The organism is Bacillus massilinigeriensis, from assembly GCF_900111815.1.
Classification (GTDB): domain Bacteria; phylum Bacillota; class Bacilli; order Bacillales; family Cytobacillaceae; genus Mesobacillus_C; species Mesobacillus_C mediterraneensis.
Genome location: NZ_LT630004.1, coordinates 2,120,986 through 2,138,651 on the forward strand (window position 1 = coordinate 2,120,986; position 17,666 = coordinate 2,138,651).

Consider the following 17,666-nt stretch of genomic DNA (forward strand, 5'->3'; position numbering starts at 1 on the left):
GCCTCCTTCTTATTGTTGTACGGCGGCTTTTGCAGCAAACTCTCTAATATCAATAAAATGCCCAAAAACTGCAGCAGCTGCTGCCATTGCCGGGCTTACAAGATGAGTCCTCGCTCCTGCCCGTTGCCTCCCTTCAAAATTCCGGTTTGAAGTAGAAGCACAATGCTCACCTTCTGGGACAGTATCTGCATTCATACTGAGGCACATACTACAGCCAGATTCCCGCCATTCAAATCCTGCTTCGAGAAATACTGCATCAAGCTTTTCTTCTTCAGCTTGTTTCTTTACCTTTTGAGACCCGGGAACAACAATCGCAGTAACATTTTCATGCACTTTCCTTCCACGGACTATTTCGGCTGCCGCCCTTATATCTTCGATTCTCGCGTTAGTGCAAGATCCGATAAACACTTTCTGAATTGGTATCTCACGGATCCTTTGCCCTTCTTTAAGTCCCATATATCGCAGCGCCTGATCTGTCGACTTGGAAGTTTCGTTATCAAGCTCATGCAGAAAGGGTACGTCGTTCAAAAGGCTCTAGCACACGTATGACGGCGTTTTTGCGCAAGCGTGAGACAATGAAATAGCCGTCATCTGTCATGCGGTCGAATCGCTCATAATCCAAGTAACCACGGTCAAACACATACATGCATTCTTTGTCGTCTACCAGCACTTCTAATTGGCCGCGATCATGTTCTTTCGCATTCGTGAGGACCGCTTTATCTGGATACGAACAGCCTTTTTCTAGGGAAACTAGACGTAAATGAAGCTTAATGCCTGATTTTGTTTTGCGGAATTCAGCCCATTTATGATGGTTTAAGTTCAGCGGCAACGTACTAGAGTCAATGATTTTCAGCGGTGTTGTAACTTCACGCCGCTTTTCAAAATGCGTTTTCTCATGAATTTTGCGCGACTAAGTCTAGAAACACTTGTTGGAAAACATCTGTTGGCACTTGGGTTAATCGTCGTCCTAACTGCGAAAAGCTAATCGATTCTAAATCTGTTGCTTGTTGTAGGTCATCCGAGAATAACGTTTCACTGACAGCACGTAGACTTTCGGTTTCGTTGAGCTGTGCGAATACGAATAATTTCAAGAATGAAGCGATGTGTAGCTTCTTTGTATAGTAATTTAATTGATAGGCTTCCACCAATTCCTCGAGTTTTGTGGAGAAAATGGGTGGGAACCATTGTTCAAATGATGTTTTTCGTGTAAACTTATCCATGTGATTGTCCTTTATTTTGGATTCGGATGGTTTACTACCGCCCAACCATTATAAAGGATTTTTTTATGCATGGAGGTATTTATAGAAAATTCAGTTTTATTTGCTGTATTAAATTATTTTAATGCGACGCTAGTGATTCAAAGACAAAGAATTAAAACAACTTCTCTTTTCATAAAGTAATTTCTTACTCCAATATCACTTACACAAAATGTTAATTTTACCGTAAAATCTTAATTTGATAAAAAATACTTATAATGGATAGGAGCAAGAGGTAGCCGTTTGTCTTTTGGTAAATTAAACTTTGTACAGATCTTTTAAACAAGCAGGAACGGCACAGATAGCCTCTCCTGCTTGTTTAATGAGTAATCATAAATCTAAGTCGGAATACATTCTAGCAGAGGTAGAAGGAGAAAATCTAATTTTATATATAACACCAAGCTCCTGTTTAACTTTTTCTGTAAGTTGTTGACCTAAACTATTATGTTCATTCTCTAATCTAATTGCATCGGGAAGTAATTCATCATTACTCCAGTCAATCCATCCACCGTACATCCTTATCCAACTTTGCAATTCCTCTTTTAAATCCTCTGAAAGCGGGGCTTCTTCTATATCATAATTACAACCACAACTATTGCACCATATAGGATCTGCACCAACATCTGCTTTAACCTTTATATCAAAAGTTTCTTTTTCCTTACAACAACAGTGCATTAATAGACACTCCTCCTTTTTGACCACTTGACGACAACGAAAAATGAAGAGACGGTTTTCAGGATAAAAAAAAGATACAAACACAGTTATTGCAATCTGCGTTTGTATCTTTTTAAAACTGTTACGTCCCAGGAGAGATTCGAACTCCCGACCGACGGCTTAGAAGGCCGTTGCTCTATCCAGCTGAGCTACTGGGACAAGATGAAAATATTGTTCTTTAAGACAAGATTTATTATATTAGACAATCATCTAAAAGTCAACACTTCTTACGATTATTTTAAAAGGGGAAACTTTGTCTCCCCTTTTTTACATTTTATGAAAAGTAAACACCGATTTAAGGTCTTCTATTTCACCACTGTCGTAGTCAAACACATTCATCACAATAGTATTTCCCGCTGTCTCCAGCGTAACGTATGTCCTTTCACTGCGAAGGCGCGGGAGTCTGACGCTTCCCGGATTTAGGAATAGAATGCTGCCAATCATTTCGGCTCCAAAAACATGAGAATGGCCGAAGCAGACAATATCCGCCCTTGTTTCTTCCGCCTTATAGGCGAGCTTCAACAAATCATTTTTCACTGAATGATGATGTCCATGAACGACCAGAATCCGCAAGCCTTCAAACTCCAACAACAATTCGTTTGGAAACTGGCCGTAGTAATCACAATTCCCCTTGACTACCTGGAAACCCTCAAGGGCTGGATCATCAGGAGTAAGCTCTGAATCTCCACAGTGTATGAGCAAGTCGGCATCCCGTACCTTCTCCTTCAGCCCGAAAAGAAGGTCAGAGGATCCATGGCTGTCACTTACAACGAGGATTTTTCCCATCGCAATTCATCATCCTTCTAAAGTGTGAAGTAGAGTCTGCTTTAACTGTTTTAATGCCATCGCCCTGTGGCTGATTAAATTCTTTTCTTCCGGATCTAGTTCTGCCATCGTCTTGCCCTTATCTTCAACAAAGAACACTGGATCATACCCAAATCCATTGCTTCCTCTTCTTTTCTCTAAAATTCTTCCTTCACAGCTTCCAGAATAGGTGACGGTTTCCTTCCCGGGAACTGCTATTGCAAGAACACAACGGAACCTGGCTGTACGTTTTTCTGCGGGCACGCCTTCAAGCTTTTCAAGGAGCAGATCGATATTGGCCTCATCACTCTTCTCCAATCCTGCATACCTAGCAGAGTAAACTCCAGGCTCTCCATTAAGTGCGTCTGTTTCTAGGCCCGAGTCATCCGCAATCACAACTTTCCCAAGCTGCCTACTAGCAGTTTCTGCCTTAAGGATTGCATTTTCTTCAAAAGTGGAACCCGTCTCCACTATCTCCGGGAATTCAGGATAATCAAGCAATGTTCTTACTTGAATACCGAACTTGCTGAAGATCCTTTCGAATTCTTGGGCCTTGCCTCTGTTCTTCGTTGCAATGATTACTTCTTCCACTTTGGTCCCTCCACTTTAGCGCTTTTCAATCAGGCCGGTCAGTTCGCTGCCTAAAGCTTCTTTTTGAAGCTGGAACAGCTCTTCTAAGCATTTCTTTGCAGCATCTAGCATCTCCAGCAGCTGTCCATGGGTAAAAGTAGCTTCTTCCCCTGTTCCCTGAAGCTCGACAAACTCACCATTCCCTGTCATCACGACATTCATATCGACATTTGCTGCGGAATCCTCTGGATAATTTAAGTCTACAACGGTTTCACCGTCTTCAAGAATCCCCACGCTTGTTGCCGCGAGAAAATCCGTTATTGGGAAAGATTTAAGCTTATTCGCTTTGTACAATTCTCCAATTGCCATCGCCATTGCAACAAAAGCTCCAGTTATGGAAGCAGTCCTTGTACCGCCGTCTGCCTGTATGACATCGCAATCAATCCAGATTGTTCTTTCTCCTATATCTTCAAGCTTCACGGTCGCCCTTAATGCCCTTCCGATAAGACGCTGAATCTCCATTGTCCTACCAGTAACTTTCCCTTTTGAAGACTCTCTAATCGTCCTTTGCTCTGTTGCCCGAGGAAGCATGGAATATTCAGCGGTAATCCATCCTTTTCCTTCCCCTCGCATAAACGGTGGTACTCTGTCCTCAATGCTGGCATTGCAAATAACTTTCGTGTCACCAACAGAAATTAGAACAGAGCCTTCCGGGTTTTTCAAATAGTTTGTTTCCATATGTACAGGTCTTAATTGCAGCGGTTTCCGCCCATCAAAACGCATTTTTTGTGCCTCCTTGTCTTTTACCATCACTGTTGCCACACCTTATAGGAAGGCTGAAAAAGAAGAGGCAGCAAAAGCCTGCCTCTTCACTGTCACTCTCTAGTATATCAAATTACGATGAATTAAAAACTACCCGTATTCACTTTTTCTGGCCTTGTTACCGGCTTTGAAAGCTTTTTGCCATTTTCCAACACTAATTCCGCCTTCCCTTTCACTTGTACAGAAACGCTTTTAATTCCAGCTTGCTCTGTTAGGGAGAGGACGAGAGAGTTAAGTGCATTTTCCGATATCACCTTTTTATCATCAAAACTGCCGTAGATGGACTCATTGAAATTAAGCGTCACTTTGCCCCCTTCGACTTTTGGATTATCAATCAGCTTAACATCATGCCCGAACTCTGATTGAAGCCCTGATCCATAGGATGGCCCTGCTGCAAGCTCTTTGACAATGGCGTCAATATTATCTGCCTTGCCATTCGGAATACGCTTCGTAACAGGTACGTAGTAGTGGTTACCTTCGCTGCCGCCAACATAGTAGACGGTTACTGCTCTCGTATTGGTAATATCGGCAGCACCTGTCGTATCGAGGTTAATGCCATCATTTCGAGTTAAACCATCTTTTATAGGTGTTCCATTTACAGGCATGCTGTCCAATTTCTTTCCATTCATTTGCAGGCGAACTTCCTTCACACTGTTAAACTGCGTCAATGTCCATGTGACGGCCTGGAGGATCCTTAATTCATCCTCTTTTTTATAATTGGCAAACTCCTTGGAAAAATCGACTTTCGCTACTCCATCCTTTATATCCAGGCTGATGCCAGTATCTGCGGGCAGAACCGCCCTAAAGCCATTTGGGAGAATTTCTGAGACTGGTCCGTTTGCTACAAGATATTCCAGTGCCTGTTTTGCTACAGATTCGGTCTTCGGCAAACTCATCGTCGTTGAAACAACATACCCATTCTTATCAATTAAATACAGTTCCGTATTCACCATTGATGTTTTTTCACTTTCCTTCTTTGCAGCACCTTCCGATTTGGTTCCATGCTCTTTTTCTAAGCTTCCTGCTTCACTTTCCTTCATGTAAGTAACATTCTGCGGCGGATCTATCTCTTTTTTCTCATCGTTTCCGAAAAGTCCGCATCCTGATAAAAACACAGAGGCTGCCAGTACTGCCGTCCCCATCGAGGCTGCCTTCTTATATCCAGACATTTTCATCCCTCCAAACATAGTTTGTACTACATATATACTAGCTATTTCGGGAATTAGACTTTATCTTTCAAAAAAATTCCCGGCAGGGAGAAGCTAAGTTTTTTGTTAGATATGGAGAGTTTTTGATGAAAGGGGATGAATTTTCGGAATAAACCGCTTGTGTAAACGATTACACAAGCGGTTATCCATTGGGAGAACACTTCTATATCAGAGATATCTACGGTAGCGGTTTATATATCTACGGTAAACGGCCATCTATCTACGGTGATCCTCTAAATATCAACGGTAAACACGAAAATATCTTCAGGAGGACCCACCGGTTTCCATTTTGTCTTTCATCTGTAATATTAAAAACAGATCCGGCAATTTTTCTGCCGAATCTGTTTTGATTGGAACGGAATGCGTGAGACTCATGCGGAATCAGCGGGAGAGCTGAATTTTTTTAAAGAACTGCTTTTTTCACATTAACGATAGTCTTTCCTAGCCACTGTGATGCTATCGTTGCAAATATCTTTCTTGATCCTGTCGTATAAAATTCATGCTCAGGTTCATTATTTACTTTCGAGAGCATATTGTCATGATGAAGAATGGTGCTTACTTCTCTCGCTGTCTCTTCCCCTGAACTGATGACGCTTACCTCTTCTCCCATTTCAGATTTAATCAATGGTTCTAAAAGCGGATAATGCGTACAGCCTAAAATAAGCGTATCAATATCCGAACTCTTTAGTGGTTCGAGCGTTTCTTTCACAATCCTTTTCGCCACATCCCCACTGTATTCTCCGCTTTCGACAAGAGGAACGAACTTCGGGCAAGCAAGGCTGACTGCTTGCGTATGCTTGTAGATGGCTTTGAGCGCTTTTTCATATGCTCCGCTTTGAACGGTTCCGATTGTTCCAATAACCCCAATTTTGTATGTTTCCGTTACCTTTATTGCCGTTCTTGCCCCGGGATGAATCACGCCTAGCACCGGAATATCTAATTCGGCATTTATTTCATCTAATGCCGCAGCAGTTGCCGTATTACAGGCAATTACAAGCATCTTGATTTTCCTTTTAAGCAGAAAGCGTGTTAACTCCCATGTGAATTTGCGAATTTCCTCAGTAGACCTTGGACCATACGGGCAGCGTGCTGTATCGCCAAGATAAACAATTTGTTCATTTGGGAGCTGTCTCATCATTTCTTTTGCAACGGTGAGCCCGCCTACTCCTGAGTCAATTACTCCAATTGGCCTGTCCAATGTTCTCGCCTCATCCTTCTCGCATTTCCTGATGCAGTTTTGCTAATATTTCTTTTAAATGAAGTGTTTCTTCTTCATTGAAGTTTTTTAAAACATCCTGAAGATATAGCTGTCGCTTCTTGATAACCTCATCGATGATTCTTTCCCCTTCCTCCAGAAGGTGGATACGGACAACTCTCCGATCATTCGGATCTTTTACTCTTGCGACAAGAAGCGTTTTCTCCATCCTATCTACAAGGTCCGTCGTCGTACTGCACGCAAGGAACATTTTTCCGGAAAGTTCACCGATTGTCATATCCCCATCTTCAAACAGCCATTGCAGCGCAACAAATTGCGGCGGGGTGATGGTATAATTGCTTAGTATTTCCCGGCCTTTTTGCTTAATGATTCCCGCTATGTACCTCAATTCCCTTTCAATATCGGCGTATGATGACATTTCCACCATATGCTTCCTATCATTTTGCTTCATCGTTTCACCCCTTATGTGACATCCACGTGAATCTATCCTAAAGAAATTCTTTCAATTCTCTTATTTTGTACTTTTTTTCACTAAATTTCAAGACAGAAATGAAGCCGGCTATTTCTTCCGGCTCCATTCCATCTTAATCTTAAAGCTCAAGCTCTCCCATTCTCAGGAGCTCTACAACAGCTTGAGAACGCCCCTTTACGCCAAGCTTCTGCATTGCATTAGAAATATGGTTGCGAACTGTTTTCTCGCTGATAAATAACTCCTCCGCGATTTCTTTTGTTGTTCTGTCCTGTACTAACAGTTCGAAAACTTCTCTTTCTCGTTTGGTGAGTAATGGCTTGTGAGTGTAGTCATTCTCCTTCAAGTATTGTAACCCTCCTTGCCTTCGCCAGCTGTGAACAACGGGGTGGGTATAATTTAGTCACGATATCATATGTCAGCGAAAGACGTGAAGTGACGGTAAATGCCCCGGGTAAAGTATTTTCGTTCCTCCCTAGAAGCAATCACCGTTCATCTTCTTGTCCTTATCCTTATAAATATTTTTATATATTTCAAGAGGACGAATATTGTTACATAAAAATAAAAACCCCTTTCCTTTATCGGAAAGAGGTTGCAGAAGGATTTAGATTTGGTCGCTTCCAAAGAAATTCTTGAAAGCCTGCAATGTTGTATCCCTGTTCAGAGCAGCGATTGAAGTAGTCAATGGAATCCCTTTAGGGCAAGACTGTACACAGTTTTGGGAATTACCACAGTTGGACAGTCCTCCATCTCCCATGATCGCTTCCAAGCGTTCCGCCTTGTTCATTTCACCAGTTGGGTGAGCATTGAACAGGCGAACTTGGGATAATGGCTGCGGGCCAATGAAATCCGATTTGCTGTTAACGTTTGGACAAGCTTCCAAGCAAACACCGCATGTCATGCATTTTGACAGTTCGTATGCCCATTGCCTTTTTTTCTCTGGCATACGAGGACCAGGGCCCAAGTCGTACGTTCCATCAATCGGAATCCAAGCCTTTACTTTTTTCAAGGAGTCGAACATCCTTCTCCTATCTACTTGAAGATCACGCACAACCGGGAATGTTCTCATTGGCTCTAGCCTAATCGGCTGTTCCAGCTTGTCAACGAGTGCTGTACAAGATTGGCGGGGTTTCCCGTTAATAACCATAGAACACGCACCACATACCTCTTCAAGGCAGTTCATGTCCCAAGCTATCGGCGTTGTTTTCACACCTTCTATGTTTACTGGATTTCTTCGGATTTCCATTAGTGCGGAAATCACGTTCATATTTGGACGGTATGGCAAATCAAAAGTTTCTTCATAAGGGGCCGTATCTGCTGAGTCCTGACGTGTGATGATAAATCGGACAGTTTTCTTTTCTGACATACCTCATTACTCCCCTTTCTTCTTGGAATAGTCACGCTTACGCGGTTTGATTAATGAAGTATCGACATCTTCATAATGGAATGCAGGCGCTGCGTTTTCCCCTGCAAATTTCGCCATTGTTGTTTTCAAGAAATTCTCATCATCCCTATTAGGGAATTCTGGTTTATAATGCGCACCGCGGCTTTCATTACGGTTATAGGCACCAATCGTAACGACGCGAGCCAATTGAAGCATGTTTTGCAGCTGGCGTGTGAACACGGCTCCTTGGTTGCTCCATTTTGCTGTGTCATTGATATTGATATTTTGATAGCGTTCCATCAACTCGACGATTTTGTCATCCGTTTTCTTCAGTTTTTCGTTGTAACGTACAACCGTTACATTGGCAGTCATCCATTCACCAAGCTCTTTATGAAGAACATAGGCATTTTCACTGCCGTTCATGTTCATGATGCCATTCCACTTTTCTTCCTCTTTTTTGACATAACCTTCAAATACAGAAGAAGAAATGGAATCTGCACTTTTTTCCAGTCCACTAATATAGCGAAGTGCATTTGGACCAGCAACCATTCCGCCATAGATTGCGGACAGAAGCGAGTTTGCACCGAGCCTGTTGGCGCCATGTTGCGAATAATCACATTCCCCTGCAGCAAATAAGCCAGGAATGTTTGTCATTTGATCATAATCAACCCAAAGTCCGCCCATGGAATAGTGGACAGCAGGGAAAATTTTCATTGGTACTTTGCGCGGATCGTCACCCATGAATTTTTCATAGATTTCAATAATTCCACCGAGCTTAATATCAAGCTCTTTCGGATCTTTGTGGGAGAGGTCAAGGTAAACCATGTTCTCTCCATTAATACCAAGCTTCTGTTCAACACAGACATCAAAGATTTCACGTGTTGCAATATCCCTTGGTACAAGATTTCCATATGCCGGATACTTCTCTTCAAGGAAATACCATGGTTTTCCATCTTTATAAGTCCATACCCTGCCGCCTTCACCACGAGCTGATTCACTCATCAATCTAAGCTTATCATCTCCTGGGATTGCAGTTGGGTGAATTTGGATAAATTCTCCATTAGCATAATAAGCTCCCTGCTGGTAAACAATCGAAGCTGCTGAACCTGTATTAATGACAGAGTTGGTCGATTTTCCAAAAATAATACCAGGACCTCCGGTTGCCATGATGACAGCGTCGGCAGCGAATGATTGGATTTCCATTGTTGTCAGGTCTTGGGCTACAATACCGCGGCAAACACCCTCGTCATCAAGGATGGTTCCAAGAAATTCCCATCCCTCATACTTTGTTACAAGCCCTGCAACCTCATGGCGGCGAACCTGTTCATCCAAAGCATAAAGAAGCTGCTGTCCTGTAGTTGCCCCTGCAAATGCGGTACGGTGATGCTGAGTGCCGCCAAAACGCCGGAAATCCAGCAAACCTTCCGGCGTACGGTTGAACATGACGCCCATTCTATCAAGAAGGTGGATAATTCCTGGCGCCGCTTCGGTCATGGCTTTTACAGGAGGCTGATTTGCAAGGAAATCTCCCCCATATACTGTATCGTCAAAGTGCTCCCAAGGAGAATCTCCTTCCCCTTTTGTATTTACTGCACCGTTAATTCCACCCTGTGCACAAACGGAGTGAGACCGTTTGACTGGAACAAGGGAAAAAAGATCGACAGGGGTTCCTGCTTCAGCAACTTTGATTGCTGCCATCAAACCTGCAAGCCCTCCGCCAACAATTATTATCTTACCTTTCGTCATTTGAGACCAGCTCCCTATATCGTAAGTCTGTCCTTATTGTTCAATTCTCGATAGTGATGTTAGATGAACGCTACAAGCGCACGAATACCAACTACGGATAACACCAAGAAAACACCGATCGTAACGTACGTCGAAATCAATTGCGATCTCGGAGTAACGGTAATGCCCCAGCTGACAAAGAATGACCATAGGCCGTTCGCAAAGTGGAAAACGGCTGAGATAATCCCCACTGCGTAGAAAACAACCATGAAAGGCGAGGATAGGATCTCTGCCATCATGTTGAAGTTTACTTCAGCACCAAAAGCTGCAGCAATTCTTGTTTCCCAAACGTGCCATGCAACGAAAACAAGCGTAATAACGCCGGAATAACGCTGTAACATGAACATCCAGTTTCGGAAATAGGTGTACTGGCTGACATTGTTTTTTGCGGTGAAAGCAATATAAAGCCCATAAATAGCATGAAATAATAAAGGCAAGTAGATTACGAACACTTCTAGAAAGATTCGGAACGGCAATTGTTCCATGAAGCCCGCTGCCTTATTGAACGATTCCGCTCCACTGGTTGCAAAATGATTGATTACCAAGTGTTGAGCAAGGAAGAGCCCAACAGGTATGACGCCGAGCAATGAATGCAGCTTGCGCCAAACAAACTCTCGATTTTCCGCCATATGTATACCCCCTCTTATAATTAGCGTGATAACAGGCCATCCCCAAAATAACAATCTTTAACAATAGCTAAATATTAAAAGCCTGCCATCAAAATCTTACAATTGTGTGACATGTTCATTTTACTCTCATCGACATACACCGTCAAGAAAACGGATACATGAAAATTTTATAAGAATGCAATTGTTTAAAAATAATGATAAAGAAAAAATCCGCTAAAACATTGAATTCGCTCTTCCTTTTTCAATATATTTATATAGTTTTTATGCAAAAGCAATCTTTTTTGAACTCTCTCCGCTGTTGTGCTTCCCTTCTCCTGATTGTTTTTCATCGGGTTGTAATTTAAATGAATTTTTTCGGAATGAACGTAGGAAAACATGAGAAAGCATCCCCCATCCTGTCCAGAATTGTATATAATAGAGTCTAGAAAGAGGGGAAGTATCTTGAGCGAAATGACATCAACGCAAAATAGCGAAGCGCCCAAGCCGGTTGCTTCCGCATTTGGATATGAGCTGATCAGGGACGTGCTTCTTTCCGAACTGCTCGGAGTCAGTGAACAAGACATTCTGTACTGGGCAGGAAAGAAGCTTGCACGAAAGTACCCGCTCAACAATACGGAAGAAATCATCGATTTTTTCCACCAGGCGGACTGGGGCCATCTCTATGTGCGGGAAGAGAAACGGAAGGAAATCGACTTTGAACTCCAAGGCGAACTCGTAACACACCGCTTAAATGGAAACCGCGATATTACCTTTCAGTTGGAAGCAGGATTTCTTGCCCAGCAATTTGCACTGCAAAAAAAGGTTACCGCCGAGGCTTTCGAACACCCAGGAAGACGCGCAGGAAAAATAAGGTTTACAGTTAAATGGGATGCAAATGATGTGTTATAACCGTTAAAAAAAGCTTTCAAAGCACTGCTTTGAAAGCTTTTTTTTAACGCTGTCCCACCGTCTCGGCAGAAAGCTCGTATGACTCATGAAGGGCCTCAACTGCCTTTACCATATCGGTATCTGGCAAGACTGTCGATACTTTTATTTCGGAAGTGCTGACCATTTTCACCATGATATCCTGGTTTGCGAGAACCTCAAACATTTGTGCCGCAACTCCCGGATTGGACACCATTCCTGCTCCTACAATCGAAACCTTTGCGAGACCCGCCTCCGCTTCGAGCCGATGATATCCAATTAAACTTTTATGACGCTGAAGCACCTGCAGCGTTTCTTCCAGATTCCTGCTGCTCACCGTAAAAGAAATTTCTCCAAGGCTGCCTTCCGTCTTGTTTTGAATAATAATATCTACATTGACCCTTTGCTTCGCCAGCAGCGAAAAAACTTTGGGCATACTTCTTATCGGATCTTTAAGTCCGATTACCGAAATGCTTGCGACTCCATCTTCAAATGCAATACCCCTTACGATCAAATTCTCTTCCATTTTGCTCTCCTCCATAATAATGGTTCCATTTTCCTGTTTGCTGCTTGACCGTACTTCCAAGAGAACTTGGTAATTCTTTGCATACTCTACAGCTCTGGGATGCAATACGCCTGCACCAAGGTTGGCTAGTTCTAGCATTTCATCATAGGAAATATCTTCAAGTTTTCTTGCATTATTCACATATCGCGGATCGGTTGTATAAACACCTGGCACATCCGTATATATTTCACATTTGTCAGCACCAAGCGCTGCTGCAAGAGCTACGGCTGTTGTATCAGAACCGCCTCGACCAAGCGTTGTAATTTCACCCTGTTCCGTTACTCCTTGAAAGCCTGCAACCACAACCATTTTTCCCTCAGAAAGGTCGCGATGAATTTTTTCAGTACAAATATTTTTAATTCTGGCAGTTCCGTGTACAGGTTCTGTGATAATCCCTGCCTGCCCCCCAGTATAGGAAACTGCCTTCTCGCCCAGTTCCTTTAAGGCCATGGCAAATAATGAAATGGTTACTTGCTCTCCGGTGGACAATAGCATGTCCATTTCCCGCTCCTCAGGAGTGGACGATAGTTCATTTGCCATTTCCACAAGCCTGTCTGTTGTCTTTCCCATCGCAGAAACAACAATGACAATATCGTTTCCCTTTCTTTTCTCCGCAATTGACCGCCTCGCAGCTGCACGGATCTTTTCCACACTGCCGACAGATGTCCCACCGAATTTTTGTACAATTAGTCCCATCTTCTCCCTACTTTCTTGTTCGTTATTCTCTAGATTCGAGAATCATTGCTTTTTCAGAAAAAAAAAGCAATGAGAAAGGGTCTCATTGCTGTGGTTTACGTATATATGGAACCATACGGTCTGCACAGTGAGATAGCCCTCCAAGACAATCACATCTTGACAGTCCGGCATTTATTCAATGCGGGACCAGCCCAGGAAATAATGAGGTTTCCTAAGGCTTCGGCGGTCTTCCCTTTTAGAACCTTTCACAGAATCTCATTTTTCTCCAGGTTCCTACTATTTAAGCCCGCACCTCTACCTTCACTTTAATGCTATAAAGTGACAGAATATTAAATTTTTCTAATTATAGCATCTAAACATGTTGTTAACAAGTATTATTCGCTCAATTTTTTTCTTAAATCTTCTGCGACTTTTTCCGGCAACCCTGCCTCCATTAACCCTTGGACTGTTGCTTCCCTCATTTTCTTCACAGACCCAAAATGTTTTAAAAGCATTTTTTTTCGCTTTTCTCCAATCCCTGAGACTTCATCAAGCATTGATTGAAAAGAATTTTTACCTCTTAGCTGACGGTGAAAAGTAATCGCAAACCGGTGGACTTCATCTTGTATCCTCTGAAGTAAGTAAAACTCCTGGCTGGTCCTTCCTAATGGGATGACTTCTAAAGGATCGCCATAAAGCAGCTGTGATGTGCGGTGCTTTTCATCCTTGGCAAGCCCCGCCACAGGAATATCAAGACCTAGCTCGTTTTGCAGCACATCTTTTGCCGCATCAATATGGCCTTTGCCTCCATCGATAATAATGAGATCCGGCATAGGCAGCATATCGCGTAGAACTCTAGAATATCGTCTTCTCACTACTTCCCTCATGGAAGCATAGTCATCGGGTCCTATTACCGATTTAATCTTGTATTTTCGATATTCTCTTTTTTCTGGTTTCCCATCCAAGAATACGACCATTGCGGAAACAGGGTCGGATCCTTGGATATTGGAATTATCAAATGCTTCGATGCGGTGCGGCGTATAGATTCCCATCGCTACTCCAAGATTTTCTACAGCTTTTACCGTTCGTTCCTCATCACGCTCAATTAAAGAAAACTTTTCTTTTAAAGCGATTTTAGCGTTTTTACCAGCCAGTTTGACCAAGTCTTTCTTCTGGCCTCTTTGAGGTTGTAACACTCTTGCATTCAGCAGCTCGCCAGCCATCATAACATCCACTTCATCATGTACAAGGATTTCCTTCGGCAGAAAATGCTCCGGCATGGAATAGAATTGGCCAAGAAATGTGAGCATTTCTTCCTCTGGCTCTCCATGCAGCGGAAACATGGATACTTCGCGTTCGATCAATTTTCCCTGTCTGACAAAGAAAACCTGCACACACATCCAGCCTTTATCGACGGCATAGCCGAATACATCTCTATCGGTAAAATCTGTTGAGGTCATTTTCTGCTTTTCCATTGTTGCCTCAATATGGGCAATCTTGTCGCGGTACTCTTTGGCTCTTTCGAATTCAAGTGCCTCAGCAGCATCCGCCATTCTAGCAGTGAGTTCTTCCTTAATTTCCTTATAACCGCCATTCAAAAAACGGGAGATTTCATCCTTTATTGATTTATATTCATCCTGTCCTACTTCTTTGATACATGGAGCAAGACACTGGCCCATGTGATAGTAAAGGCACTCCCTATCCGGAAGCGCAGCGCATTTCCTTAGCGGATAAATCCTATCGAGCAGCTTCTTCGTTTCATTCGCTGCGCCAACATTAGGATATGGGCCGAAATACTTTCCGCCATCTTTCTTCACTTTTCTTGTGATAATAAGCTTAGGATGCCGCTCTGCAGTCAGCTTGATAAAAGGATAGCTTTTATCATCCTTTAACATGACATTATATTTCGGATCATATTTTTTGATCAAGTTCATTTCAAGAATGAGCGCTTCCATATCGGAAGATGTCACGATATACTCGAAATCCGCAATTTCATTCACAAGCCGAAGTGTCTTCCCGTCATGCGAACCAGTAAAGTAGGAACGAACGCGATTCTTCAACACTTTTGCCTTTCCTACATAGATGATGGTCCCCTGCCTGTCTTTCATTAAATAACAGCCAGGCTGGCCGGGAAGCAGTGCAAGCTTATTTTTGATGTTTTCATTCATTCTGCCGCCCTCTCTTCCTTTTTCCACTTATATAAAATGATACTGTGATAAACAGGATCAAATAAAGAATTCGAGTCAAACTGTGCTACTTTTTCTACTTTACCTGAAAGATCTATTCCTTGTTGCCGAAAGCCTTCTACAACACTGTCAGTCAAGTATATTTCCTTTGTACTGTAATAGGCTGAATCCTGTAAGAATACATCATAAGTATAAACCCTTTTATGCAAGTAAGGCATATCCAAATATTCCATAACGCGAGTTTCTTCCCATGTATAGACAATCAAAGGCTCTTCCATTTTCTCTATATAATGAGAGAGCGCATAAACTGCAGGAATTTCTGCTGACTGCTGTTTTATTAGAGAGACGGCTGCCACAGATTGGCTCAAAATAAGACACACAACCAATAAGATTACGTGCTGTTGCATTTGATTTTTCAATAAATTTATGGCCAGCAAGAAAACAAGAATCGCAGCAATAGGAATAATATGACGTGGTTTCTCTATATTTTGAGCTGTGAATGACCATATCCCATATGAAGTAAGAAGAATCAGCGACAGTATACCGGTATCATTCAAGAAAAACTTTCCAACTTTACGGAATGACAAGAGAACAAAAGATAAAGCTGTCAAGTAGAATCCAAGGATGAACCACGAGCGCGCAGCAATTCCCCACCATACTACATTATCAAATAAAAAGATACTTAGCCGTTTGTAAAAGGGAAGATCATCTCCCGCTGCTGTTCCTCCCCATTCCTGAAAATGTCCATTTGTAAACCCCCATGCAAGGCTGAGAAACGCCTTTATTCCTCCTTCTGAAGCAGCTGCTCCAAAAATCCAGAGCAACTGAAACAAAACGGTAGCCAGCACAATAACAGCGCTCTTTCTCATATCGAGTTCTTTTCTTTTCCATTTTAATAAAATCAGGAAAGCTTGTCCTATTCCGAATGGAAGATACGAAAGACGAATACCTAGCAAAAGCCCCAAAGTGAAAGCAGGCAAAAGCGAATACCACCACTGCTTTTTTTCAAGTGCAATGACAAGACTAAAAAAATACCACCAAAAAATTGCCATGGCAGCCCCTTCAGACATTGGAGAATTCGCCACCACTAAAGAATATGCGGAGGAGTAAACAGCAACGGCTGTAAGTACGGCCAAATGACGTTTCAAGTATCGCCTAGATATGAAATACAACGGAAGTAGAGAAGATCCGTATAAAAGGATATTGAAGAAAGCCAGTGCTTCGGGAGTACTTCCGAAAAAAGCGGCAACTGCTTTTCCGCCGAGGATATAGTAGGGGTATCCCGGAAAGTGCGGCTGCATTTTCGAAATATCATATCGCTCCAGCGCAAGGGAATAATCCACCTGATCCCACCCTGGAGCGTATGGGTTAATATGCATAAACTGAAATACTAACAAGCATAAAAATACGGAAACTCCTAATCCTTCCATTAAAATAGACTTCCAATGTTCCTTTCCGTCCAAATTCCGGCTCATCAGAATTGCACCACCATCATTAAATTAAAAAAAGTACAAGGCGACTGCCCTGTACTTCTCATGCCTGGAGAGATTTACGATTAACCTATTTTACTTTCAAGAACCTCGGCCTGATTCTTCTTTTCAGCAGAAGCGGATTTCGCTTCTCCTTTTCCAGCTGTCAGAAGATAGATTGCTGCAAAATATCCTATATAGGCGATGACTTCCTCTATGGAAGGCATGGAAGAATATCCGAATAATGCCTTTAGGAATATGCCAATATCTCCGGAGAGCAACGGAGCAGTACCAGTGTCACGCAAATAATGCTCATAATCAATCGGATGTTCCGGCAGCAGCCAAGTGATATCATATACATGCGGCATCACACTGCCAATAAGATTGATGTCCTGCATCATTGAGATTGCTTGAACCAAAAGCCCAGCAGAAATCAAAATGATGAACGCTCCTGTAACCTTGAAAAAAGTCTTGAGCGGAACGCGCATTGTTCCCTTGAAAAAGAAGTAGGAGACTAGGATTGCAATAAGGGCACCTGTAATGGCTCCCCATCCTTGCATGGCAGCTCCTATATTTCCGCCAGTGATAGCAGCAAAGAAGAACACTGTTTCCACACCTTCCCGAAGGACGACGAGAAAGGAATGAATCACCATTCCAACAATATTTCCAGTCGTGATGAACTTATTCATCTTGCCTTCCATATTGCCTTTCAGGTCTTTAGAGTGGCTTGCCATCCAAAATACCATTTGCGTAAGCAGGATGGTTGATACAATCATGATGCCAATTTTGAGATATATCTCGCTTCCCATTGCTGCAAAACCAGTAAAAACAACCTGGAACAGCATGGCAATACCAATACTCGCCAGAACAGCAAGTCCTGCACCAAGCCATACGTATTTTGTATACTTCCTGTGATCCATCCTTTTCAGATATGTAACTATGATTCCTACAATAAGCAGGGCTTCAAGCACTTCTCTGAAGGTAATCAATAATGCTTGTATTTCCATTGAA

General features: G+C 42.6%; 16 protein-coding genes, 1 tRNA gene, 2 pseudogenes and 1 riboswitch. Of the genes and pseudogenes, 1 reads left to right on the top strand and 18 read right to left on the bottom strand.

Annotation, left to right across the window (positions count from 1 at the left end):
• Positions 1-9 precede the first annotated feature (9 nt).
• The 14 genes and pseudogenes from BQ5796_RS11085 to BQ5796_RS11150 form a co-directional block, all read right to left on the bottom strand.
• Positions 10-519, bottom strand: a pseudogene (locus BQ5796_RS11085) (aconitase family protein); the annotation flags it as partial.
• A 4-nt stretch (positions 520-523) separates the two neighbouring features.
• Positions 524-1,220, bottom strand: a pseudogene (locus BQ5796_RS11090) (IS4 family transposase); the annotation flags it as partial.
• A gap of 366 nt (positions 1,221-1,586) precedes the next feature.
• On the bottom strand, positions 1,587-1,931 hold the full coding sequence (locus BQ5796_RS11095) for a hypothetical protein (RefSeq protein WP_071460295.1): 345 nt from the start codon (positions 1,929-1,931) through the stop codon (positions 1,587-1,589).
• 124 nt (positions 1,932-2,055) lie between these two features.
• Positions 2,056-2,129, bottom strand: a tRNA-Arg gene (locus BQ5796_RS11100).
• A gap of 108 nt (positions 2,130-2,237) precedes the next feature.
• Entirely contained in the window at positions 2,238-2,756 is a 519-nt protein-coding gene (locus BQ5796_RS11105) for a metallophosphoesterase (RefSeq protein WP_071460296.1), read from the bottom strand.
• Positions 2,757-2,765: 9 nt separating this feature from the next.
• Positions 2,766-3,365, bottom strand: a complete 600-nt coding sequence (locus BQ5796_RS11110) for an XTP/dITP diphosphatase (protein WP_071460297.1) — start codon at positions 3,363-3,365, stop codon at positions 2,766-2,768.
• 15 nt (positions 3,366-3,380) lie between these two features.
• On the bottom strand, positions 3,381-4,127 hold the full coding sequence (gene rph, locus BQ5796_RS11115) for a ribonuclease PH (protein ID WP_071460298.1): 747 nt from the start codon (positions 4,125-4,127) through the stop codon (positions 3,381-3,383).
• Between the two features lie 122 nt (positions 4,128-4,249).
• A complete protein-coding gene (locus BQ5796_RS11120) occupies positions 4,250-5,335 on the bottom strand; it encodes a GerMN domain-containing protein (RefSeq protein WP_071460299.1) in 1,086 nt (361 codons plus the stop codon).
• A gap of 442 nt (positions 5,336-5,777) precedes the next feature.
• Entirely contained in the window at positions 5,778-6,572 is a 795-nt protein-coding gene (gene racE / locus BQ5796_RS11125; RefSeq protein ID WP_071460300.1) for a glutamate racemase, read from the bottom strand.
• A 10-nt stretch (positions 6,573-6,582) separates the two neighbouring features.
• Positions 6,583-7,041, bottom strand: a complete 459-nt coding sequence (locus BQ5796_RS11130) for a MarR family winged helix-turn-helix transcriptional regulator (RefSeq protein WP_071460301.1) — start codon at positions 7,039-7,041, stop codon at positions 6,583-6,585.
• A gap of 139 nt (positions 7,042-7,180) precedes the next feature.
• The gene (locus BQ5796_RS11135; protein WP_071460302.1) at positions 7,181-7,405 is read right to left on the bottom strand and encodes a helix-turn-helix domain-containing protein; all 225 of its coding nucleotides are present in this window, start codon (positions 7,403-7,405) and stop codon (positions 7,181-7,183) included.
• A gap of 258 nt (positions 7,406-7,663) precedes the next feature.
• Entirely contained in the window at positions 7,664-8,425 is a 762-nt protein-coding gene (sdhB, locus tag BQ5796_RS11140; protein WP_071460303.1) for a succinate dehydrogenase iron-sulfur subunit, read from the bottom strand.
• A 6-nt stretch (positions 8,426-8,431) separates the two neighbouring features.
• On the bottom strand, positions 8,432-10,189 hold the full coding sequence (gene sdhA, locus BQ5796_RS11145; RefSeq protein WP_071460304.1) for a succinate dehydrogenase flavoprotein subunit: 1,758 nt from the start codon (positions 10,187-10,189) through the stop codon (positions 8,432-8,434).
• Positions 10,190-10,248: 59 nt separating this feature from the next.
• Positions 10,249-10,857: a succinate dehydrogenase cytochrome b558 subunit gene (locus tag BQ5796_RS11150; protein ID WP_071460305.1), complete on the bottom strand. Its 609-nt coding sequence runs from the start codon at positions 10,855-10,857 to the stop codon at positions 10,249-10,251.
• A gap of 450 nt (positions 10,858-11,307) precedes the next feature.
• Between BQ5796_RS11150 and BQ5796_RS11160 the strand changes: the two genes are divergently transcribed.
• Complete coding sequence (locus BQ5796_RS11160; protein ID WP_097678027.1) at positions 11,308-11,745, top strand: YslB family protein; 438 nt, start codon at positions 11,308-11,310, stop codon at positions 11,743-11,745.
• A gap of 43 nt (positions 11,746-11,788) precedes the next feature.
• Here the strand turns inward: BQ5796_RS11160 and BQ5796_RS11165 are convergent, their stop codons facing one another.
• The 4 genes from BQ5796_RS11165 to BQ5796_RS11180 form a co-directional block, all read right to left on the bottom strand.
• Positions 11,789-13,021, bottom strand: coding sequence for an aspartate kinase (locus BQ5796_RS11165; protein WP_071460308.1), 1,233 nt, complete (start codon positions 13,019-13,021; stop codon positions 11,789-11,791).
• A 125-nt stretch (positions 13,022-13,146) separates the two neighbouring features.
• Positions 13,147-13,326, bottom strand: a riboswitch (Lysine riboswitch).
• A 69-nt stretch (positions 13,327-13,395) separates the two neighbouring features.
• Positions 13,396-15,168 carry an excinuclease ABC subunit UvrC gene (gene uvrC / locus BQ5796_RS11170; RefSeq protein ID WP_071460309.1) on the bottom strand — a complete coding sequence of 591 codons (1,773 nt, stop codon included), beginning with the start codon at positions 15,166-15,168 and terminating at the stop codon, positions 13,396-13,398.
• Positions 15,165-16,661, bottom strand: coding sequence for a glycosyltransferase family 39 protein (locus BQ5796_RS11175; protein ID WP_071460310.1), 1,497 nt, complete (start codon positions 16,659-16,661; stop codon positions 15,165-15,167). Before BQ5796_RS11175 ends, uvrC begins: the two co-directional genes overlap by 4 nt.
• An 80-nt stretch (positions 16,662-16,741) precedes the next feature.
• A complete protein-coding gene (locus BQ5796_RS11180; protein WP_071460311.1) occupies positions 16,742-17,662 on the bottom strand; it encodes an FTR1 family iron permease in 921 nt (306 codons plus the stop codon).
• Between the last annotated feature and the right edge of the window lie 4 nt (positions 17,663-17,666).